Origin of the sequence: Microbacterium sp. EST19A (genome assembly GCF_019969685.1) — a bacterium.
GTDB lineage: Bacteria > Actinomycetota > Actinomycetes > Actinomycetales > Microbacteriaceae > Microbacterium.
Genome location: NZ_JAHXYZ010000002.1, coordinates 1,483,889 through 1,500,160, shown reverse-complemented (window position 1 = coordinate 1,500,160; position 16,272 = coordinate 1,483,889). Strand labels below are relative to the sequence as shown.

Genomic DNA, 16,272 nt, shown 5'->3' with positions numbered 1-16,272 from the left:
CCGATCAGTATGCCCCGCTGGGCTGCACCATGACCTTCGCGGTGCGCCACATGATCTGCAGATCGTTCATGACGGACCAGTTCTCGACGTAGCGCAGATCGAGGCGGACGCTCTCATCCCAGGAGAGGTCGCTTCGACCCGAGACCTGCCACAGGCCGGTGATCCCGGGCTTGATGTAGAGGCGGCGGAACACGGTGCCGTCGTAGGCGGTGACCTCGCTGGGAAGCGGCGGGCGCGGGCCCACGACGCTCATGTCGCCGATGAGGACGTTCCAGAACTGCGGCAGCTCGTCGAGCGACAGCTTGCGCAGGATGCGGCCGACGCGGGTCACGCGAGGGTCGTCCTTCATCTTGAACAGGAGGCCGGAGCCCTGGTTCTGGTCCTTGAGGGCCGCGAGCTGCTGCTCGGCATCGGTCTTCATGGAACGGAACTTGACCATCTTGAAGCGACGGCCGTCGCGACCGACACGCTCCTGGAAGAAGAAGACCGAACCGCGCGAGTCGAGCTTGATGAGCAGCGCCAGCACCGGCGCCAGCAGCGCGATCGGGATGAGCGCCAGCGTGGCGACCGCGATGTCGAGGGCGCGCTTGAGCAGATGCTGCCCGCCCTCGTAGGTCGGGATCTGCACCTGGATGAGGGGCAGTCCCTCGACGGGCGCGAACGAGATCCGCGGGCCGGCGACGTCGGTGAGGCGGCTCGAGAGGACGAGCTCGGCGGCCGTCCCCTCGAGCTGCCAGCTGAGCTGCTTCACGAACTCGGGCTCGCCTTCGGGTCGGCTGGCCACGATGATCGTGTCGGCGCCCAGCTCGGCAGCGACCGTCGACACGGTGTTCACGTTCCCCAGAACAGGGAACACCGCGCCGTCGATCTCCACCTCACGGGCATTTCCGTCGAGGAGCGTCGCGCCGACCACCTGGTAGCCGGACGCGCCGATCGGGTGCAGGGTACGCACCACGTACTCGACATCATCCCTGTTGCCCACGACGAGCGTGCGGGAGGCGAACCGCCCGTGCGTCCGCTGGGCCTGGAGCCAGTGGCGCCACAACCACCTGGTCACCAGAAGTGTCAACACACCGACGGGCAGCCCCAGCAGCAGCGTCAGTTGCATCGACTTCCATGCGAGCAGCACCGCCACGATGGCGATGATCCCGAAGGCGAGCCCGCTGGCGTGGACCACGCCGCGGTACTCGGTGGCACTCGCACGGAACAACGCGGCGTCCCGCGTGTGCAGTGCACTGAGCATGAGGTACCAGAGGGCGGCAAGGGGGATGCCGTCACGAAGGACCTCGAACCCGGTGATGCCGGTGCCCAGCTGGACCGCCGCTGTCAGACCGACCGCGAACAGGATGACGGCCGCATCCGTGATCCGCAGTCGCATCCGATAGCGACGCTCCCACTGGCGGCGTCTTTCCAGAGTCGCCGAAGCGCGAGGTGTGACCACCGTGCGCGTCACCGACTTGGTTGCTCTCGGAGCAGCGATCGGCATGAAGACCGCGCCCGGACGAGCGATGCTCAGAGCATCCTCGACGGAAGTCATGCCGAGGCCCCTTGAGCCGTGAATGTACGCAAAAATCCCCAGTGCGACATTAGTTTTCCCCAGATTTCCCCAGACCCTGAACCCCACGTTCACGGCAATCGTCTGCGTCCCGACCCCTCGGGTCCTGCTGAAACTCGGTGATCCCACTCACGGAGTGCATTTCGCCGTCCCACACGGCGGTCGCTAGCAGCAGGCACAGCAGACTCTGAACACTGTAGCGGATGGAGGCCGCCAGCGGAAGATATCTCCGCCGAATGGATGTATCGGTTTTTCCGGACGGCTATTCTGACGCCGTGACTGCGAACGACGCCTCCACCCCGCGCTTCCGGCTCCGCACGATGCTGCCCCGCGACCCCGCCCAGCCGCACCGCACCGCGAGCACGCTCGAGCTGTTCTTCGACCTCGTCTTCGTCGTCGCCGTCAGCATCGCCTCGGCCCAACTCCACCATGCGCTCAGCGAGGGTCACGTCCTGCACGGCATCACGTCGTACGCGATGCTGTTCTTCGCGATCTGGTGGGCGTGGATGAACTTCACGTGGTTCGCGACGTCGTTCGACACCGACGACTGGCTGTACCGCGTCACGACCTTCGTGCAGATGGGTGGCGTGCTCGTGTTCGCCGCCGGCATCCCCCGGGCGTTCGACGAGGGCGACTTCACGGTCTGCGTGCTCGGCTACATCGTGATGCGCATCGCGATGGTCGCGCAGTGGCTGCGCGCTTCCCGGTCGGCGGGCCCGTTGTGGGCGGCGACGCGACGCTACGCCTTCGGGATCGCCGCCGTCCAGGTGCTGTGGGTGCTGTTCCTCCTCATCCCTGCGGGTGTGCTGCAGGGGATCGCCTTCGTGCTGTTCGCCCTGATCGAGATCGGCGTGCCGGTGTTCGCGGAGTATCGCCGCCAGACGCCGTGGCATCCGCACCACATCACCGAGCGCTACGGTCTCTTCACCCTGATCGTGCTCGGCGAGAGCCTGCTGGCCTCGGCGAACGCGATCATCGACGCGCTCGAGAAGGTCGAGTCCCTCGGTCCGCTGATCGCGATCTCGGTGCTGACGCTCCTCGTCACCGCATCGCTGTGGTGGATCTACTTCTGGCCGCCGCACCACCGTGCGATCAGTTCGTTCCGCCGTTCCCTCCGCTACGGGTACACGCACTACTTCGTCTTCGCCGCGGCCGCCGCGTTCTCGGCGGGCATCGAGGTGGAGCTCGACGTGCTCACCGGCGAGAGCCATCTGTCGAACGTGGCCGCCTCGTTCACGGTCACGATCCCCATCGCGGTGTTCCTCCTCGGCATCTGGTGGATCGCCATCCGCGAGAACGCGGACCGGATCGTCAACGCGGTCGTGCCGGTGGGCGCGCTGCTGGTGCTGCTCGACCCGGTGCTGCCGATCCCGGTCACCCTCTCCGCGCTGATCCTGGTGATCATCGTCGTGGTGCTGGTCGTCCGTCCTCCTGTCCCGCATGCTCCTGCGCGCGGGAGCGGGCGCGAGGAATAGCGGCGCACGGAGGACGGTCGGGGCGGTCTGGCGAAGTCTGCTATGCTGATCATGCAACGTGTGTGCTGTGCCCCTCTCGGCCGCCACGTCGCCACTGATCAGGGCCATCACGGACCACGCACATCGATGCGCGCGGCATCCGCCCTCGATCTCACATCTTGCGGAGCGCAGACGCGTGCCCGCCACACAGCAATGAGTATCACCATGAGTACGACAACCTTCCCCCCGTCCGATCCGTTGACCTGGAAGCAGGCCGACGCCGACGTGCACGTCGCGACACGCGACGGCGAATTCGCCGGTTTCGTCGAGTTCGACGGCACGGCTCACCTCGTGCGCGACAACCACGGCACCGAACTCGGCACCTTCGATTCCCTCGACGATGCCCGCTCCGCCCTGGAGCGCAGCCACGAGGCACACGCACAGGGCCGCACCCGGCCGATTCCGCGCGCATTTCGTCGCCGGCCGCGCCGCGCTCGCGCATAGGAGCGAGCACACCGATCGCGCCCCGTCAAGGGCCCCGGAAGTATTCCCGGAGCCGTATGTGGGTCGGGCTACTGTGAGGTAAGCGTTGGGCAGTCGCCTTGGGCTTCCAAGGCTCAAGGGCTCTGATCAGAGGGAGACATCATCTCCATCACGAAGATCGAACCGACCGCGGCAACGCTGGGACCGATTCGTCAGACCTATTCCGGAAACACCGATTTCCCGCCGATGGCGCAGGCCTACAAACAGGTCTCGCAGGTCGTCAAGGAGACCGGGCTGCTGCGTCGGGCCCAGTGGTTCTACGTCTTCGTCGCCGCCGGCATCGCCGTGGCGCTGGGCGGCCTCATCACGGGGTTCATCCTGCTCGGCGACAGCTGGTTCCAGCTGCTCATCGCCGCGGGGCTCGGCATCGTCCTGACGCAGATCGCCTTCCTCGGACACGAGGCGGCGCACCGTCAGATCCTGACCACGGGACCGGCGAACTTCAAGCTCGCCCGCATCGTCATCGCCAGCATCGGCATGAGCTACTCCTGGTGGGACTCGAAGCACACCAAGCACCACGGAAACCCGAACCAGGTCGGCAAGGACCCCGACATCGAGGTCGACACGATCTCGTTCCTCGAAGAGGACGCCGCGAAGGCGAAGGGTCTGATCAAGCTGATCACCCGGAAGCAGGGCTGGTTCTTCTTCCCGCTCCTCACGCTCGAGGGGCTGAACCTCCACTTCCTCGGCCTGAAGTACCTCACGACGACGAGGAACGTGAAGGGTCGTTGGACCGAGCTCGGCATCATCGCGCTGCGGTTCGCCCTGATCCTCGTCCCGGTCTTCATGATGCTCCCGCTCGGCATGGCGTTCGCCTTCATGGGCGTGCAGTTCGCCGTCTTCGGCGTCTACATGGGAGCCGCGTTCGCTCCGAACCACAAGGGCATGCCGATCATCGATCCCCGCGCCCGTCTCGACTTCTTCACCAAGCAGGTGCGCACCTCCCGCAACATCAGCGGCGGATGGTGGACGACGTGGCTCATGGGCGGTCTCAACTACCAGGTGGAGCACCACCTCTTCCCGAGCATGCCGCGCCCGCACCTCGCGAAGGCTCGGGAGATCGTGCGCGACTACTGCGCGGCGAACAACGTGCCGTACACCGAGACCAGCCTCGGCCGCTCGTACATGATCGTGATCGAGTACCTCAACCGCGTCGGGCTCTCGGCGGGTGCCGACCCGTTCGACTGCCCGGAAGTCGCGAAGTTCGGCCGGGCGTAGTCCCCGCATGCAGAGGGCCCCGATCTCCTCGGAGATCGGGGCCCTCTGCTGTGCCCGGTTCAACGGTCGCGACGGATCCAGCGGAAGGTGAGGCGGCTGAGCACCAGGCCGACCACGAGCCACACCGCCAGCATCAGAGCGATGAGTCCGATCTCCCACGATCCCGTCGTCTCCGCCGCGCGGAAGGAATCGGGGAGGAACACCGAGCGCATGCCCTGCGCGATCCACTTCACCGGCAGGACGCCGGCCGCGTTCTGCAGCCACTCGGGGAGCATCGAGAAGGCGATGTACACGCCGGACACGAACTGGATGAGCAGCACGACCGGGATCACCACCGCCGCAGACGACTTCCCGGAGCGCGGCACCGAGGACAGCGCGATCCCGAGCAGTGTGCACGCGATCAGTCCGAGCGCGAAGATCCAGGCGAAGCGCCCCCAGAGCGCGGCATCCGTCGGCAGCTCGACGCGGTAGACGACCACCGCGACGGCGATGAGCAGAGCGATCTGGAGGATCGCGGTGACGAAGACCTCGCCGATCTTGCCGATGAAGTAGGTGACCGGTGAGATGGGCGTGCCGCCGAGGCGCTTGAGCGTGCCGTCGCTCTTCTCGGCGGCGATCTCCAGCGCCGGCGCCTGCACGCCGGAGAGCAGGATGCCGCCGGCGATCAGGCCGGGCAGGTAGTAGGTCGCCATGCTGACCTTGTCGGGCCTCTCGCCGATGTCGCCCGTGAAGATCGTCGCGAACACGACGTACATGAGGGTGGGGAACAGGAAGGTGAAGAAGACCTGGTCGCCTGCTCGGAAGTACTGGCGCAGCTCGAACGGGATGCGACGGATGCCGAGACGGACGGTGCGCCCGAGGCCGAAGCGCACCGGTGCCGCGGTGGTCATGCTGCCGCCTCCGCCAGGCGCGAGTCGAATGCGCGGATCAGGTCGAGATAGATGTCTTCAAGGGTCGGGCGGACCACCTCGAGGTCACGGGGTTCGCCCTCGTCGCGCTGCAGCGCCGCGACCAGCGCCCCGGGTGCACTGGCCCGTTCCTCGTGCCGGGTGCCGGCGGCATCCGTCCAGCGCACGAGCGGCACACGCGACTCCGGCCCGCCGAGCTCGTCGATGCGGCCGATGGCGGCGATGGTGCCTCCTGCTATCACCGCGGCACGGTCGCCGAGCTGCGCGGCCTCGTCGAGGTAGTGCGTGGTCAGCAGGGTGCTGGTGCCCTCGGCCTTGAGCGAGCGGATCAGCTCCCAGAACTGGCGGCGGGCCTCGGGGTCGAACCCGGTCGTCGGCTCGTCCAGGAAGAGCAGCTCCGGGCGGCCGATGATGCCGAGGGCGACGTCGAGCCGACGCTGCTGGCCTCCCGACAGCCGTGCGGCCCGGGTGCGCTGCTTCTGCTCGAGCCCGACGGCGGCGATCACCTCATCGACGTCGCGCGGACGCGGATAGTAGCCCGCGAACTCCTTCAGCAGCTCTCGCACGGTGAACGATCCCGGCTCTCCGGTGGACTGCAGGACGATGCCCAGGCGCGCCTTCCACGCCAGGCCGCCGTGCTGCGGGTCCTCGCCGAGCACGCGCACCTCGCCCGCGGTGCGGTGCCGGTACCCTTCGAGGATCTCGATCGTCGTGGACTTCCCCGCCCCGTTGGGGCCGAGGAGTGCGAACGTCTCACCGCGTGCGATGTCGAAGCTGATGCCGTCGACGGCCGTGAAGTCGCCGTAGACCTTCCGGAGGTCGCGGACCTCGATCACGCTGTCTGTCATGTGTCTCAGACTGCCCGTCCGGAGCCGCGAGCGATAGGCGTGGAACGACGAAGGGCGGCATCCGCCGATCATCGGTGGATGCCGCCCTCGGCGGTTCAGGGGTCTCGTCAGCGCTTGCTGCTCTCCTCGGCGTCGACCACGTCGATCGTGATCTTCTCGAGGGGACGGTCGTCGTCGAGCTCGTCCTCGAGGACCTCGTCGCCGAGGAACTCCGCGCCGGACGCGGCGTCGTCGGTCGCCGGAGCGTCGGTGGCCGGAGCATCGCCGTCGATCTCGGCCGGCAGGGCCTCATCCGAGAAGATGCCGTCGGGACGGATCAGCTCGCGCACCTCGGCCATGAAGCTCGTCAGCTGCTGCTGCTGCCAGCGCAGCTGACGGGCGCGGTCCTCGGCGTCGCGCAGCACGGCGGTGGTGTGACCGGTGACCGACTCGACGATCTTCTGCGACTTGACCCGGGAACGATCGAGGATCTCGCGGGCGCGCACCTTCGCGTCGGCCTCGATCGCCTGCGCCTGCGAGCGCGTCAGGTGCTCGTAGTCCTCCGCCCTGGACGAGATGCGCTGCGCGTGCTCGAGCGACGCGGCGACCTGCTCGTTGGCGTCGGTCGTGATGCGCTCGGCGTGGGCCACGGCCTGGTTGTGCAGTACGAGGAACTCCTGCTGCGCGTCGTCCTGGCGGCGGCTCAGCGTCTCCTCGAACTCGAGGACGCGCGCGTTCATGTCGCGCACCTCGCGCTCGGCATCCGCGCGCAGCTGCGTCGTCTCGCGGGTGACGAGGGATCGCAGCGCGGCCGCGCCCTTCTCGGCCTCGGTGCGGATCGCGGTCGCCTCCTGCGCCGCCTGGTTCACCTTCTCGGCGGCGTGCGCGGCTTCGCGCTCGATGCGAGCCTCGTGCGCCGTGTACTCGGTGTCCATCTTCAGACGCACCTGATCGGCGTCGCGCTGCGCCTGGGCGGTGATGCGGTCGGCGTCCGCCTCGGCCTCGGCGCGTTGAGTGGTGACCTCTTCGCGGGCCGAGGTCATCAGCCGGTCGGCCTGCACGGCGGCGTTCTGGATCAGGACGTTGGCCTGCTCCTCGGCGACGCGCAGGATCGCCTCGAACTGCTGGCGCGACGGCGCCTCCTTGCCGTCGGGCTGCGGCGCGTCGACGAGCTCCGAGGTGAGGGTCGCGATCTGCTGCTCGGCGTCGGAGGCCTTCGCGGACGCGGCGCTGAGCTCGCCCTCGAGCGCCTCGCGGGCGGCTCGCTCTTCGGCGCGGACTGCCTCGACGGCGTCGGACTCGTGCGCCTTGGTCCCGGCGAGGTCGTTCTTCAGCTGATCGAGCTGCGTGCGGAGGGTGCTGAGCGCAGCATCCACCTCGCCCTTGTCGTAGCCGCGGAAGCCGACGGTGAAGGCGGCCTGCGGTTCGCGCGGATTGGTCTCGATCAGCTGATCGAAGAAATCGGGCGACCGCTCGTCGCGGTCGGTGCTTCCGGAGGATTCGCTCATGAGGTTCAAGCCTTTCTGGCGAGGCCACGTCGTGGAGCTGCGGCTCCGTCCCGCGAACGGGATCGAGTGGACCGAGGGGGGAGGTCGTACGGGCTCACGCCACGGCCGAGACCTGGCGCAGGTCAGGCCGAGCGTTGGCGTGCGTCCAGCCTAGTTGCGTCCGCCGCGTCGTGCGCGCTCAGTTTTGCCCGGCGGCGATCGCGGAGATCACCCGACGGGCACGCCGTTCAGGGCGGGGTGCGTCAGCGCGGCGCGACCAGATGGTCCAGGACGAGCTCACCCGTGGCGTTGAGGGACTTCATCATCTCGGCGATGAGATGGGGGTCGATCGCGGCCGGGCTCGCGGCGTCGAAACCGAACTGCAGCGGGATGGCCGGGTGGATCCACACGGTCGCGCGCTGGTCGGGGCCGTCGGTGATCGGCAGCCACGTCATCATGAAGCTCTCCTGGCGCCGGAGCTTGGTCGCGATCACGATCTTCAGGTGCGCGAGCGTCGAATCCTCGATGAGGATCGGATCCGAGGTGCCGTCGTATCGGAGTCTGCCCATCACTGAACCGTACACCCGCAGGGAGACAGTCGCGCACGAGTGCATGCCCTCGATTCGTCTCGGGCGCAATCCCCTTCTGCGCGAGCATGCACAGGGACTACCTTCGCCGGATGACGGAGAACGGGGAGGCGAGTGGAATGAGCGAGATGCGGACCATGGTGCGCACCCATGTCGCGGTCAACGACGTCGGTTTCACGCTGGCGTCGGGGCAAGACGTCGATGCGCTGAAGGAGGAGATCGTGTCCGCCGCGCGGTCGGGACCGCGCTTCGTCGAGTTCGCCGTCGTGGGCGACCGCTCGGTGAGCGTGCTCATGTCGGCGGCGACGCAGATCGTGATCTCGGTCGAGACGATTCCGGTCGACCACCGGGACGACCTGCAGGACATCGTGCCCTTCGGCAGTGCGTACGACCTTCTCTGACGGCACGGTGCGGCAGCCCGGGATGACGGCGTGTCCGCTGATACGGTGACGGCGGAGGACACGGCGTCCCTGGGGCCACCGAGCAGGAGAGAACTTCGAGATGAAGCGAGCATCCCGTTGGCGTCTTGCGCGCGTGGCAATGGTCGCCGCACTGGCACTGATGGTCGGAGTGCTCGTCCCGTCCCTCTCCAGCGGGAGTCCGGCCGCGGCGGCGACCGACGGCCAGATGGTCTTTCCCTCCTCCGGGAACATCCAGTCCAAGGTGGGGGACGGATGCCTCGGCAATTACCGCGCCCATGACGGCATCGACATCGGCGGCGGCGGAGGGTCTCCGATCCTCGCGGCGTACGACGGCGTCATCAGGACGAACACGTACAGCAGCGGGTACGGCAACTACATCGACATCGACCATCCCGGCGGATACTCCACGCGGTACGCCCATATGGCCGACATCGGGTGGTATCCGCCCGGGACCCGGGTCACACGCGGTCAGCAGATCGGCGTCGTGGGAAAGACCGGGGCGACCAGTGCGTTCCATCTGCACTTCGAAGTGCGGCTGAACGGCACGATCTACACCGCGATCAACGGCGGCTTCACGTGCCTCTCGAACGTGACGCGCGGCAACCTCATCCCCCTGTTCTTCCCCGGACTCGGCACCGGACCCGGCTCGGCGGTCGCCTCGGCCGACTACACGGGCGATGACAAGGCCGACCTGCTGATCGTCGCGGGCAACGGCGACCTTCGACTCCGTGCCGGCATCGGGACGGGATCCTTCCACCCGGCGTCGACGCCGTTCGTGCGGTGGGCGGGCACCCGTCGGCACGTCACGCACACGGACTTCAACGGCGACAACAAGGCCGACATCCTGGTGGCACGTTCCGACGGCGCCCTGGAGTTCTATGCCGGCACGGGGACGGGCGGATTCCTGAACGCCACCACTCCGGGCAGCGGCTGGTACGACATGCTGCACATCGCATCGGGAGCGGATTACACCGGGGACGGCAAGCAGGACGTCATCGGCGTGGCGGGCACGGGCGTCATGACCATCTTCCGGGGCAACGGCGCAGGAGCGTTCGCGTCGCCCTACGTCACGCTCGGCGGCGGGTGGGAGGGATTCCACTATCTCGTCGGCGGCGACTTCGACAACGACGGACGCGGCGACCTGATGGGCGTGGACGAGACGGGCACGCTCTACTTCTACCCCGGAGTGGTCAACGGCTTCGGCGCGCGACGCGCAGCGGGAACGGGCTGGCTGGAGTTCACCGCTCTGACCGGCGGCGTCGACTACAACGGTGACGAGCGGGCCGATCTCCTCGGCCGCACGCCTGCCGGCGAGATCTTCGTCTATCCCGGCACCGGCACCGGAGGATTCGGCGCGCGCAGTCTCGTCGCCGCGGACGCCGCGGACTACCTCACCATCGAGTAGAGGGGTCGATCCTCCGCGTCGTGCCCGGGCCATCCGCGTATCGTGGGCGCATGCCCGATCCGACGTTCGAGGAGATCGCCGCCGGCCTCTGCGCCGGTCCGCCGGAGGACTTCGTCTCCGCGCGCAACGCCCGTGCGAAAGACGTCGGCGACGTCGGGCTCGCCGCCCGGATCCGCGCTCTGCGCAAACCGTCCATCGCCGCATGGGTCGTGAACGTCTTCGCCCAGGAGCGCTCCGGCCAGCTGGACCAGGCGCTGCAGCTCGCCGCGGAACTCCGCGAGGCACAGGATGATCTGGATGCCACGGCGCTGGCGAAGCTCGGCAGGGAGCGCCGTCAGCTCACCCGCAGACTGGCCGAGATGGCCGCCGACCTGGCAGGGTCTCGGGGAGAGCGGATCACGCCGGCGACCCTCGAAGCGGTCGAGCAGACCATCTCGGCCGCGTTCTTCGACCCCGGTGCCGCCGCGGCCGTCGCATCCGGGCGGCTCGTGCGGGCGCTCGAGCCCACGGGCAGTGAGGACGATGTCCGGGAGGCCGTGGCGGGGGAGATCACCGCACTCGACCCGGCACCTGCTCGACCCGCGGACGAGCTGCAGGCCCGGCGCGTGCGCCGAGAGGCAGAGAAGCGGGTCGCCGCCGCCGAGAAGGGTCTCGTCACGGCGGAGCGCGAGCTCGCGAAGCAGGACAAGGCGCTGGACGCACTGGAGACGCGGGCCGCGGAGCTTTCCGACGAGGTGGCCGACCTCGAGTCCCGGCTGGGGAAGCTGCAGAAGGAGGCGGAGCGCGTGCAGGCCGACAAGCCCGACGTCGAGGCGCAGCGGGCGAAGGCCGCAGAGCAGGCGGATGCCGCGGCGGACGAGGTCGAAGACGCGCGGCGCGCCCTCGAGGAGCTCTAGCCGGCGCAGAGCTCGGACACGGTGGATCTGACCGTCCCCAGACGTCGATAGAGTTCCTCCATGCGAGCGAAGACGGCCGTGCGGGCGAAGTCGGCACGCGTCCGTGGCACCCTCGCCCTGGTCGTCGTCGTCGTGCTGCTGGCCGCGGGAGCCGGCGTCGGAGTGGTCGTGGGAGACGCGCTCGGGATCCGGGCGCAGCCCGCCGAGCGGATGGGCGGCGAGTCGCGCGCGGTCGCGTCGGTGTCGGCATCCGTTCCACCTCCGCAGCTCACGGTCGTCGGCGCCGACGGAACGGAGCGGCTGCGCGTCGCCGCCGAAGAGCTCGATGCGGCGCTGTCCGGGGTCGAGACCGTGGGCACCGCCACCCTGACCCTCCTGCTCGTGCAGCCTCTTGCGGGCGCGGTCGACGACGAAGGCTATCTCCTGACCGGCACGCCGGACGCCCTGCGCATCGAGGCCGGCGAGGCGGGCGCGGTGCGCGGGATCTACGACATCGCCGCCGCGATCCGACAGGGGAAGGACATCACCGCCGACCTCGAGACCGCGGTGACGTCGCGCCTCCCGTTCCGGATGGTCGACCTCGGCGCCGTCGGGGTCGCGGCCGATCCGGCGGAATGGCTGCCGGGAACCGACTACTCGCACGCGTCCAAGGCCTTCGCGGATGTGTTCCTGCCCGAGGCGCCGTACATCGACGAGCAGGCGCTCGCCGCGGCGTACGAGGACTACGACGACTACCTGCGCCGCGTCATCGCCGACGGATACAACGCCATCGCGTTCCCCGGCTTCGTCGAGTTCGTGGCCTTCGAGGGCGTCGACGGTGTCTATGCGGACGATGACACGCACGTGGCCAAGGCGCTCGCGCTGCGGGAGGCCTTCGGCCCGTTCTGGGACCGCGCCGAGGAGCTCGGGATGAAGGTGTTCCTGCGCACCGACATGCTCACGCTCACCTCTCCGCTCGAGACGTACCTCAACGACCGCTTCGGCTCGCTCGACACCACCTCGCCGGAGCTCTGGGACGTCTACGCCACAGGCCTCGACGAGCTGTACGCCGCGGAACCCGCCCTCGACGGAGTGCTCATCCGCATCGGCGAGGCAGGTCGCGTGTACGACGTCGAGGGGTGGGACTACTACTCGGCGCTGGCCGTGACCACACCCGAAGCGGTGCGCGCGATGCTCACCGCGCTCACCGGACAGGCGGAGGAGTCCGGGCGCGAGGTGATCTTCCGCACCTGGAGCGTGGGCGTCGGAGCCGTGGGCGACATGCACACGAACGCCGACTCGTACGAGGCGGTGCTCGGCGGCATCGACTCGCCCGCGCTCATCGTGTCGACGAAGTACACGCTGGGGGACTTCTACAGCTGGCTGCCGCTGAACGACACCCTGCAGCAGGGCGACCAGCGGCGCATCGTCGAGCTCCAGAGCCGACGGGAGTTCGAGAACAACGGGGCGTTCCCCAACGATCTCGGGGCGGAGTACGCCTGGGCGCTGCAGGAGCTGCTCGCGTCGAACGACCGCATCGAGGGCGTCTGGGCATGGGCCCAGGACGGCGGGCCGTGGCGGGCCGGCCCGATGATCCTCTACGGCAAGGCGGGCTTCTGGCAGCTCGCCGACCTGAACTCTCAGCTGGCCGTCGACCTGGCGAGGAATCCGGATGCCGATCCGGCAGGGATCACGGCGGGATGGGCGAGGGAGTGGTTCTCCGACGACCCGGAGACGGTGCAGGCGATCGCCGAGGCGATGGCTCTGTCCCGGACCGCGATCGAGCAGGGGCTGTACCTGCCGCCGTTCGCCGAGCAGCGCGTGTCCGCGATCGGGCTCGAACCTCCGCCCATGATGTGGATCTTCGAGTGGGACATCCTCACCGGCGACTCGGCCGTGCTCGACGTGGTCTACACGATCTCCCGCGACAGGTTCGATGAGGCGGTGGAGGGCGGCGCTGTCGCCTCCGACACCGTGGAGCGGATGCGTGCGCTGATCGAGGGCACCGACCCGTCGACCTGGCGCGACGAGAGCCTCCGCGAGGATTTCCTCGGCAGCCTCGAGTACGAGCAGGACACCCTCGATCTCCTCGGGTCCTACCGGGCGATGATCCTGCAGCAGGCCGCGTGGCACGACACCGGGTCGGCGGAGTCCTACACCGCGTGGCGCACCGCCCGCGACGCCTACACGGCGCAGGCCGCGGCCCACGTCGCCGCCTACGAGGGCGACGTAAATCATCCGGCGTACAACCTCACCGCCGCGGAGCTGGGCGTCGAGCGCGGCGACCGCGACCTCGCGATGGCGTGGCTCGCCCGGGGTCTGCTGGCGCTCACCGCGGCGTGGGTGCTGATCGGCATCCTGTCGGCGCGCACGCGCCTGGTCCGCCGCCCCGGAGCCATGGCGGCGCGGGCGACGTGGGTCAGCGCGACGCGTCCGTGGCGGGCGGGGGAATCCACGCTCGGGATGCTGCGCGCCGACCATGTGCTGCTCGGGCTGGTTCCGGGCGCGCTGCTGGTCGCCACCCGAGCCGTGCAGACCTCGTTCCTCTCGTGGACGCATCTCGCCGTCACCCTCGGGGCGTGGGCGGTCTTCGTCGCCCTGCTGCTCCTGCTGTTCCGCGGCCGCTGGGGCTGGGCGGTGCTCGCCACGATCGGCGGCGTCGTGGTGCTCCGCTGCGCGCTCGTGCTCGCGGCGCTCTCGTTCACGGGGCCGGGCGGGTACTGGTTCGCGTTCTGGACCGACCCGCTGCGGCGCACGCTGTACATCGCCGTGGCCTTCGCGCTGTTCGTCTGGCTGTTCGTCGCGATCGGCTGGGCGCTCGCCGGTCGCATCGGCGCGAGGCGGGCGACCGGCGCGGTGCTCGCCGCGATCGGTGCCGGGCTCGCCGTGCCGGCGGCGGTCGTGGCGTCGATCGGACTCGAACGAGCCCTCACCGCCTGGAACGATCAGATGGGTCTGCTCCCGTGGGGTCTGTCGCGGATCCTCGGCATCACCGTGTACCTCGACATCCCCGCGTCGAGCGCGTGGGTCGTCGCCGGCGCGGGCATAGTGCTGGCCGCGGTCGGATTCGGCCTGCTCTTCGTCGGCCGGCGGGTGCCGGGGCGGCGGGACGCCGTGCCTAGTTCTGGATGAGCGTGAGCTGCGTGCCGTCGGTGTCGACGAGGTAGCCGATCCGCAGGCCGGAGCTCTCGACACGAGGCTCGTGCAGGCGCGGTCGGCCGCTGCGGGCGACGGGCACGCCCGTCGCGTGGATCGCCTGCCACAGCTCGTCCAGGTCATCGACCCGGATCGTGCACTGGTGGCTGCTCGTCAGAGGATCGACGTCGGGGTGCGGGAAGAACTCGATCTCGACGTCGCCCCGCCGCAGGATCATCCAGCCGTCATCGCGGAACGTCGGCCGGAAGCCGAAGCTCTCGTAGAAGCGCTGCGTGACGTCGAAGTCGCTCGAGGGCAGATTCGGGAGTGCGCGGTCGGGGGCCATTTCGGCATCCTAGGCGCGCGGTGCCCGCGAGGGGGATGTCGGGCGGATCCGTCCGGGCAGGAACGGCAGAGCGGGTGCCCGGTATTCGAGCGCGGTGTCGTCGGGCGCCAGCGTGTGCTCCGCCTGACCGAACCGCCACATCCGGTTGAAGAGGAAGACGCCGAGGACCGCTGCGTCGTCGGCGGGAACCTGCCAGGTGCCGATTCCCCACTGCGTGGGCTGCCCGCGTCCGGCGATCACGAGGGTGGGGCGGATGCCGGCATACAGCGCGAACCACGGCTTGTGCATGGTCAGCTCGATGCGGCGGGCAGGGGTCTCAGGGGTCATCACGATTACCGCGCGAAGAACGCCTTCGTCTTCTCGCCGGCCCACAGCAGCAGGATGATCACCACGGGCGCGGCGATGTTGAGGATGTGACCCCAGACCGACTCGGCGGCCGGGGAGGTCGCGAGCGACGCCACGGCTCCGAGCACGCTGATGACCTGCACGATCGTGACGATCAGACGGGCGACGCGATTGCCCCGCAGGATCCCGGCCGCGAAGACGAGGTTCAGCACCGCGGCCAGGATGGCGAGGATGGCGAGGATGACGAGATGCCCGGGCGCTCCCGCGCCGGCGAGCGCCGCGACGATGGCGAGGATGCCGGCGATCAGGCCCAGGATCCCGGTGACGATCAGCAGGACGGCGACGATCGTGACCCCGACGGGCCGGTTGGTGCGGGTCATGTGTGCTCCAGTGCTCGAGGGTGTCACGCGGCGGAATCGATTCACCCTATCGATCGTGTGCGCGGGAACGCGAGAATGAGGGTTCCGTCGAAGGGAGCGATCATGAAGCTGCTGCTGACCTCAGGTGGGGTGACGAACGACTCCATCCGCAACGAACTGGTCGAGCTCCTCGGCAAGCCGATCGAGGAGTGCACGGCACTGATCATCCCGACGGCGCAGTGGGGCCACCCGATGTGCTCGCCGTTCTCGGCCTGGAGGTCGGTCGCCGGTCGCTGGCCGGAGCGGCATGATCTGGTCGAGCTGGGGTGGGAGTCGGTGGGGCTGCTCGAGCTGACCGCTCTGCCGACTGTGGACCGTGATCGGTGGGAGCCCTGGGTGCGGGAGGCCGATGTGCTTCTCGTGGAGGGCGGAGAGGCGATGTACCTCGCCCACTGGATTCGGGAGTCGGGACTCGAGAGACTCCTGCCGGAGCTCACCGACACCGTCTGGGTCGGAGTCAGCGGGGGCAGCATGGCGCTGACGCCCCGAATCGGCGCGGCGTTCGTGGACTGGCGGCCGGAGGACGGCGACGAGACGCTCGGCATCGTGGACTTCTCGATCTTTCCGCACCTCGACTATCCCGGCTGGGAGTCCAACACCTCGGAGAGCGCGCGGGAATGGGGCGCCGACATCGGGGGACCGGCGTATGCGATCGACGACCAGACGGCGATCGCGGTCGTGGACGGCAGTGTGCGCGTCATCTCCGAGGGGAACTGGTTCGCGATCCCCGGGGAGAGCTGAGCGGA

16 protein-coding genes are annotated in these 16,272 nt (G+C 68.9%); 8 read left to right on the top strand and 8 right to left on the bottom strand.

Annotated elements, in window-relative coordinates; genetic code table 11:
* Nucleotides 1–4: 4 nt before the first annotated feature.
* Complete coding sequence (locus LC452_RS17295) at nt 5–1,537, bottom strand: sugar transferase (RefSeq protein ID WP_223627474.1); 1,533 nt, start codon at nt 1,535–1,537, stop codon at nt 5–7.
* 338 nt (nt 1,538–1,875) lie between these two features.
* Between LC452_RS17295 and LC452_RS17290 the strand changes: the two genes are divergently transcribed.
* From LC452_RS17290 to LC452_RS17280, 3 genes are all read left to right on the top strand, one after another.
* Entirely contained in the window at nt 1,876–3,030 is a 1,155-nt protein-coding gene (locus LC452_RS17290) for a low temperature requirement protein A (RefSeq protein WP_374197782.1), read from the top strand.
* Between the two features lie 204 nt (nt 3,031–3,234).
* Nucleotides 3,235–3,513: a hypothetical protein gene (locus LC452_RS17285; protein WP_223627470.1), complete on the top strand. Its 279-nt coding sequence runs from the start codon at nt 3,235–3,237 to the stop codon at nt 3,511–3,513.
* A 156-nt stretch (nt 3,514–3,669) separates the two neighbouring features.
* Nucleotides 3,670–4,770 carry a fatty acid desaturase gene (locus LC452_RS17280; protein ID WP_374197781.1) on the top strand — a complete coding sequence of 367 codons (1,101 nt, stop codon included), beginning with the start codon at nt 3,670–3,672 and terminating at the stop codon, nt 4,768–4,770.
* Nucleotides 4,771–4,829: 59 nt separating this feature from the next.
* On the opposite strand, the gene LC452_RS17275 is transcribed toward LC452_RS17280, so the two are convergent.
* The 4 genes from LC452_RS17275 to LC452_RS17260 all read right to left on the bottom strand — a co-directional run bounded on the left by LC452_RS17275 (nt 4,830) and on the right by LC452_RS17260 (nt 8,561).
* The gene (locus LC452_RS17275; RefSeq protein ID WP_223627467.1) at nt 4,830–5,660 is read right to left on the bottom strand and encodes an ABC transporter permease; all 831 of its coding nucleotides are present in this window, start codon (nt 5,658–5,660) and stop codon (nt 4,830–4,832) included.
* Entirely contained in the window at nt 5,657–6,526 is an 870-nt protein-coding gene (locus LC452_RS17270; protein ID WP_223627465.1) for an ABC transporter ATP-binding protein, read from the bottom strand. The genes LC452_RS17275 and LC452_RS17270 overlap by 4 nt, the downstream gene beginning before the upstream one ends.
* Nucleotides 6,527–6,633: 107 nt before the next feature.
* Nucleotides 6,634–8,013 (bottom strand): cell division initiation protein, encoded by a 1,380-nt coding sequence (locus LC452_RS17265; protein WP_223627464.1) that lies wholly within the window; start codon nt 8,011–8,013, stop codon nt 6,634–6,636.
* Between the two features lie 242 nt (nt 8,014–8,255).
* Entirely contained in the window at nt 8,256–8,561 is a 306-nt protein-coding gene (locus LC452_RS17260) for a hypothetical protein (RefSeq protein WP_223627462.1), read from the bottom strand.
* Nucleotides 8,562–8,698: 137 nt separating this feature from the next.
* Between LC452_RS17260 and LC452_RS17255 the strand changes: the two genes are divergently transcribed.
* From LC452_RS17255 to LC452_RS17240, 4 genes are all read left to right on the top strand, one after another.
* Nucleotides 8,699–8,980: a hypothetical protein gene (locus tag LC452_RS17255; RefSeq protein WP_223627460.1), complete on the top strand. Its 282-nt coding sequence runs from the start codon at nt 8,699–8,701 to the stop codon at nt 8,978–8,980.
* A 139-nt stretch (nt 8,981–9,119) separates the two neighbouring features.
* Nucleotides 9,120–10,406, top strand: a complete 1,287-nt coding sequence (locus tag LC452_RS17250) for a VCBS repeat domain-containing M23 family metallopeptidase (RefSeq protein ID WP_223627714.1) — start codon at nt 9,120–9,122, stop codon at nt 10,404–10,406.
* A 50-nt stretch (nt 10,407–10,456) separates the two neighbouring features.
* Nucleotides 10,457–11,302: a transposase gene (locus LC452_RS17245; protein WP_223627458.1), complete on the top strand. Its 846-nt coding sequence runs from the start codon at nt 10,457–10,459 to the stop codon at nt 11,300–11,302.
* Nucleotides 11,303–11,362: 60 nt separating this feature from the next.
* Complete coding sequence (locus LC452_RS17240) at nt 11,363–14,413, top strand: hypothetical protein (protein WP_223627456.1); 3,051 nt, start codon at nt 11,363–11,365, stop codon at nt 14,411–14,413.
* On the opposite strand, the gene LC452_RS17235 is transcribed toward LC452_RS17240, so the two are convergent.
* Genes LC452_RS17235 through LC452_RS17225 form a run of 3 tightly spaced genes read right to left on the bottom strand, consistent with a single transcriptional unit; the run spans nt 14,400 to nt 15,487 of the window.
* Nucleotides 14,400–14,762, bottom strand: coding sequence for a bleomycin resistance protein (locus LC452_RS17235; protein WP_223627454.1), 363 nt, complete (start codon nt 14,760–14,762; stop codon nt 14,400–14,402). The genes LC452_RS17240 and LC452_RS17235 overlap by 14 nt on opposite strands.
* Nucleotides 14,763–14,771: 9 nt before the next feature.
* On the bottom strand, nt 14,772–15,089 hold the full coding sequence (locus LC452_RS17230) for a hypothetical protein (protein ID WP_223627452.1): 318 nt from the start codon (nt 15,087–15,089) through the stop codon (nt 14,772–14,774).
* Between the two features lie 5 nt (nt 15,090–15,094).
* The gene (locus LC452_RS17225; protein WP_223627450.1) at nt 15,095–15,487 is read right to left on the bottom strand and encodes a hypothetical protein; all 393 of its coding nucleotides are present in this window, start codon (nt 15,485–15,487) and stop codon (nt 15,095–15,097) included.
* A 102-nt stretch (nt 15,488–15,589) separates the two neighbouring features.
* Between LC452_RS17225 and LC452_RS17220 the strand changes: the two genes are divergently transcribed.
* Nucleotides 15,590–16,267: a Type 1 glutamine amidotransferase-like domain-containing protein gene (locus tag LC452_RS17220; RefSeq protein ID WP_223627448.1), complete on the top strand. Its 678-nt coding sequence runs from the start codon at nt 15,590–15,592 to the stop codon at nt 16,265–16,267.
* The last annotated feature ends 5 nt before the right edge of the window (nt 16,268–16,272 follow it).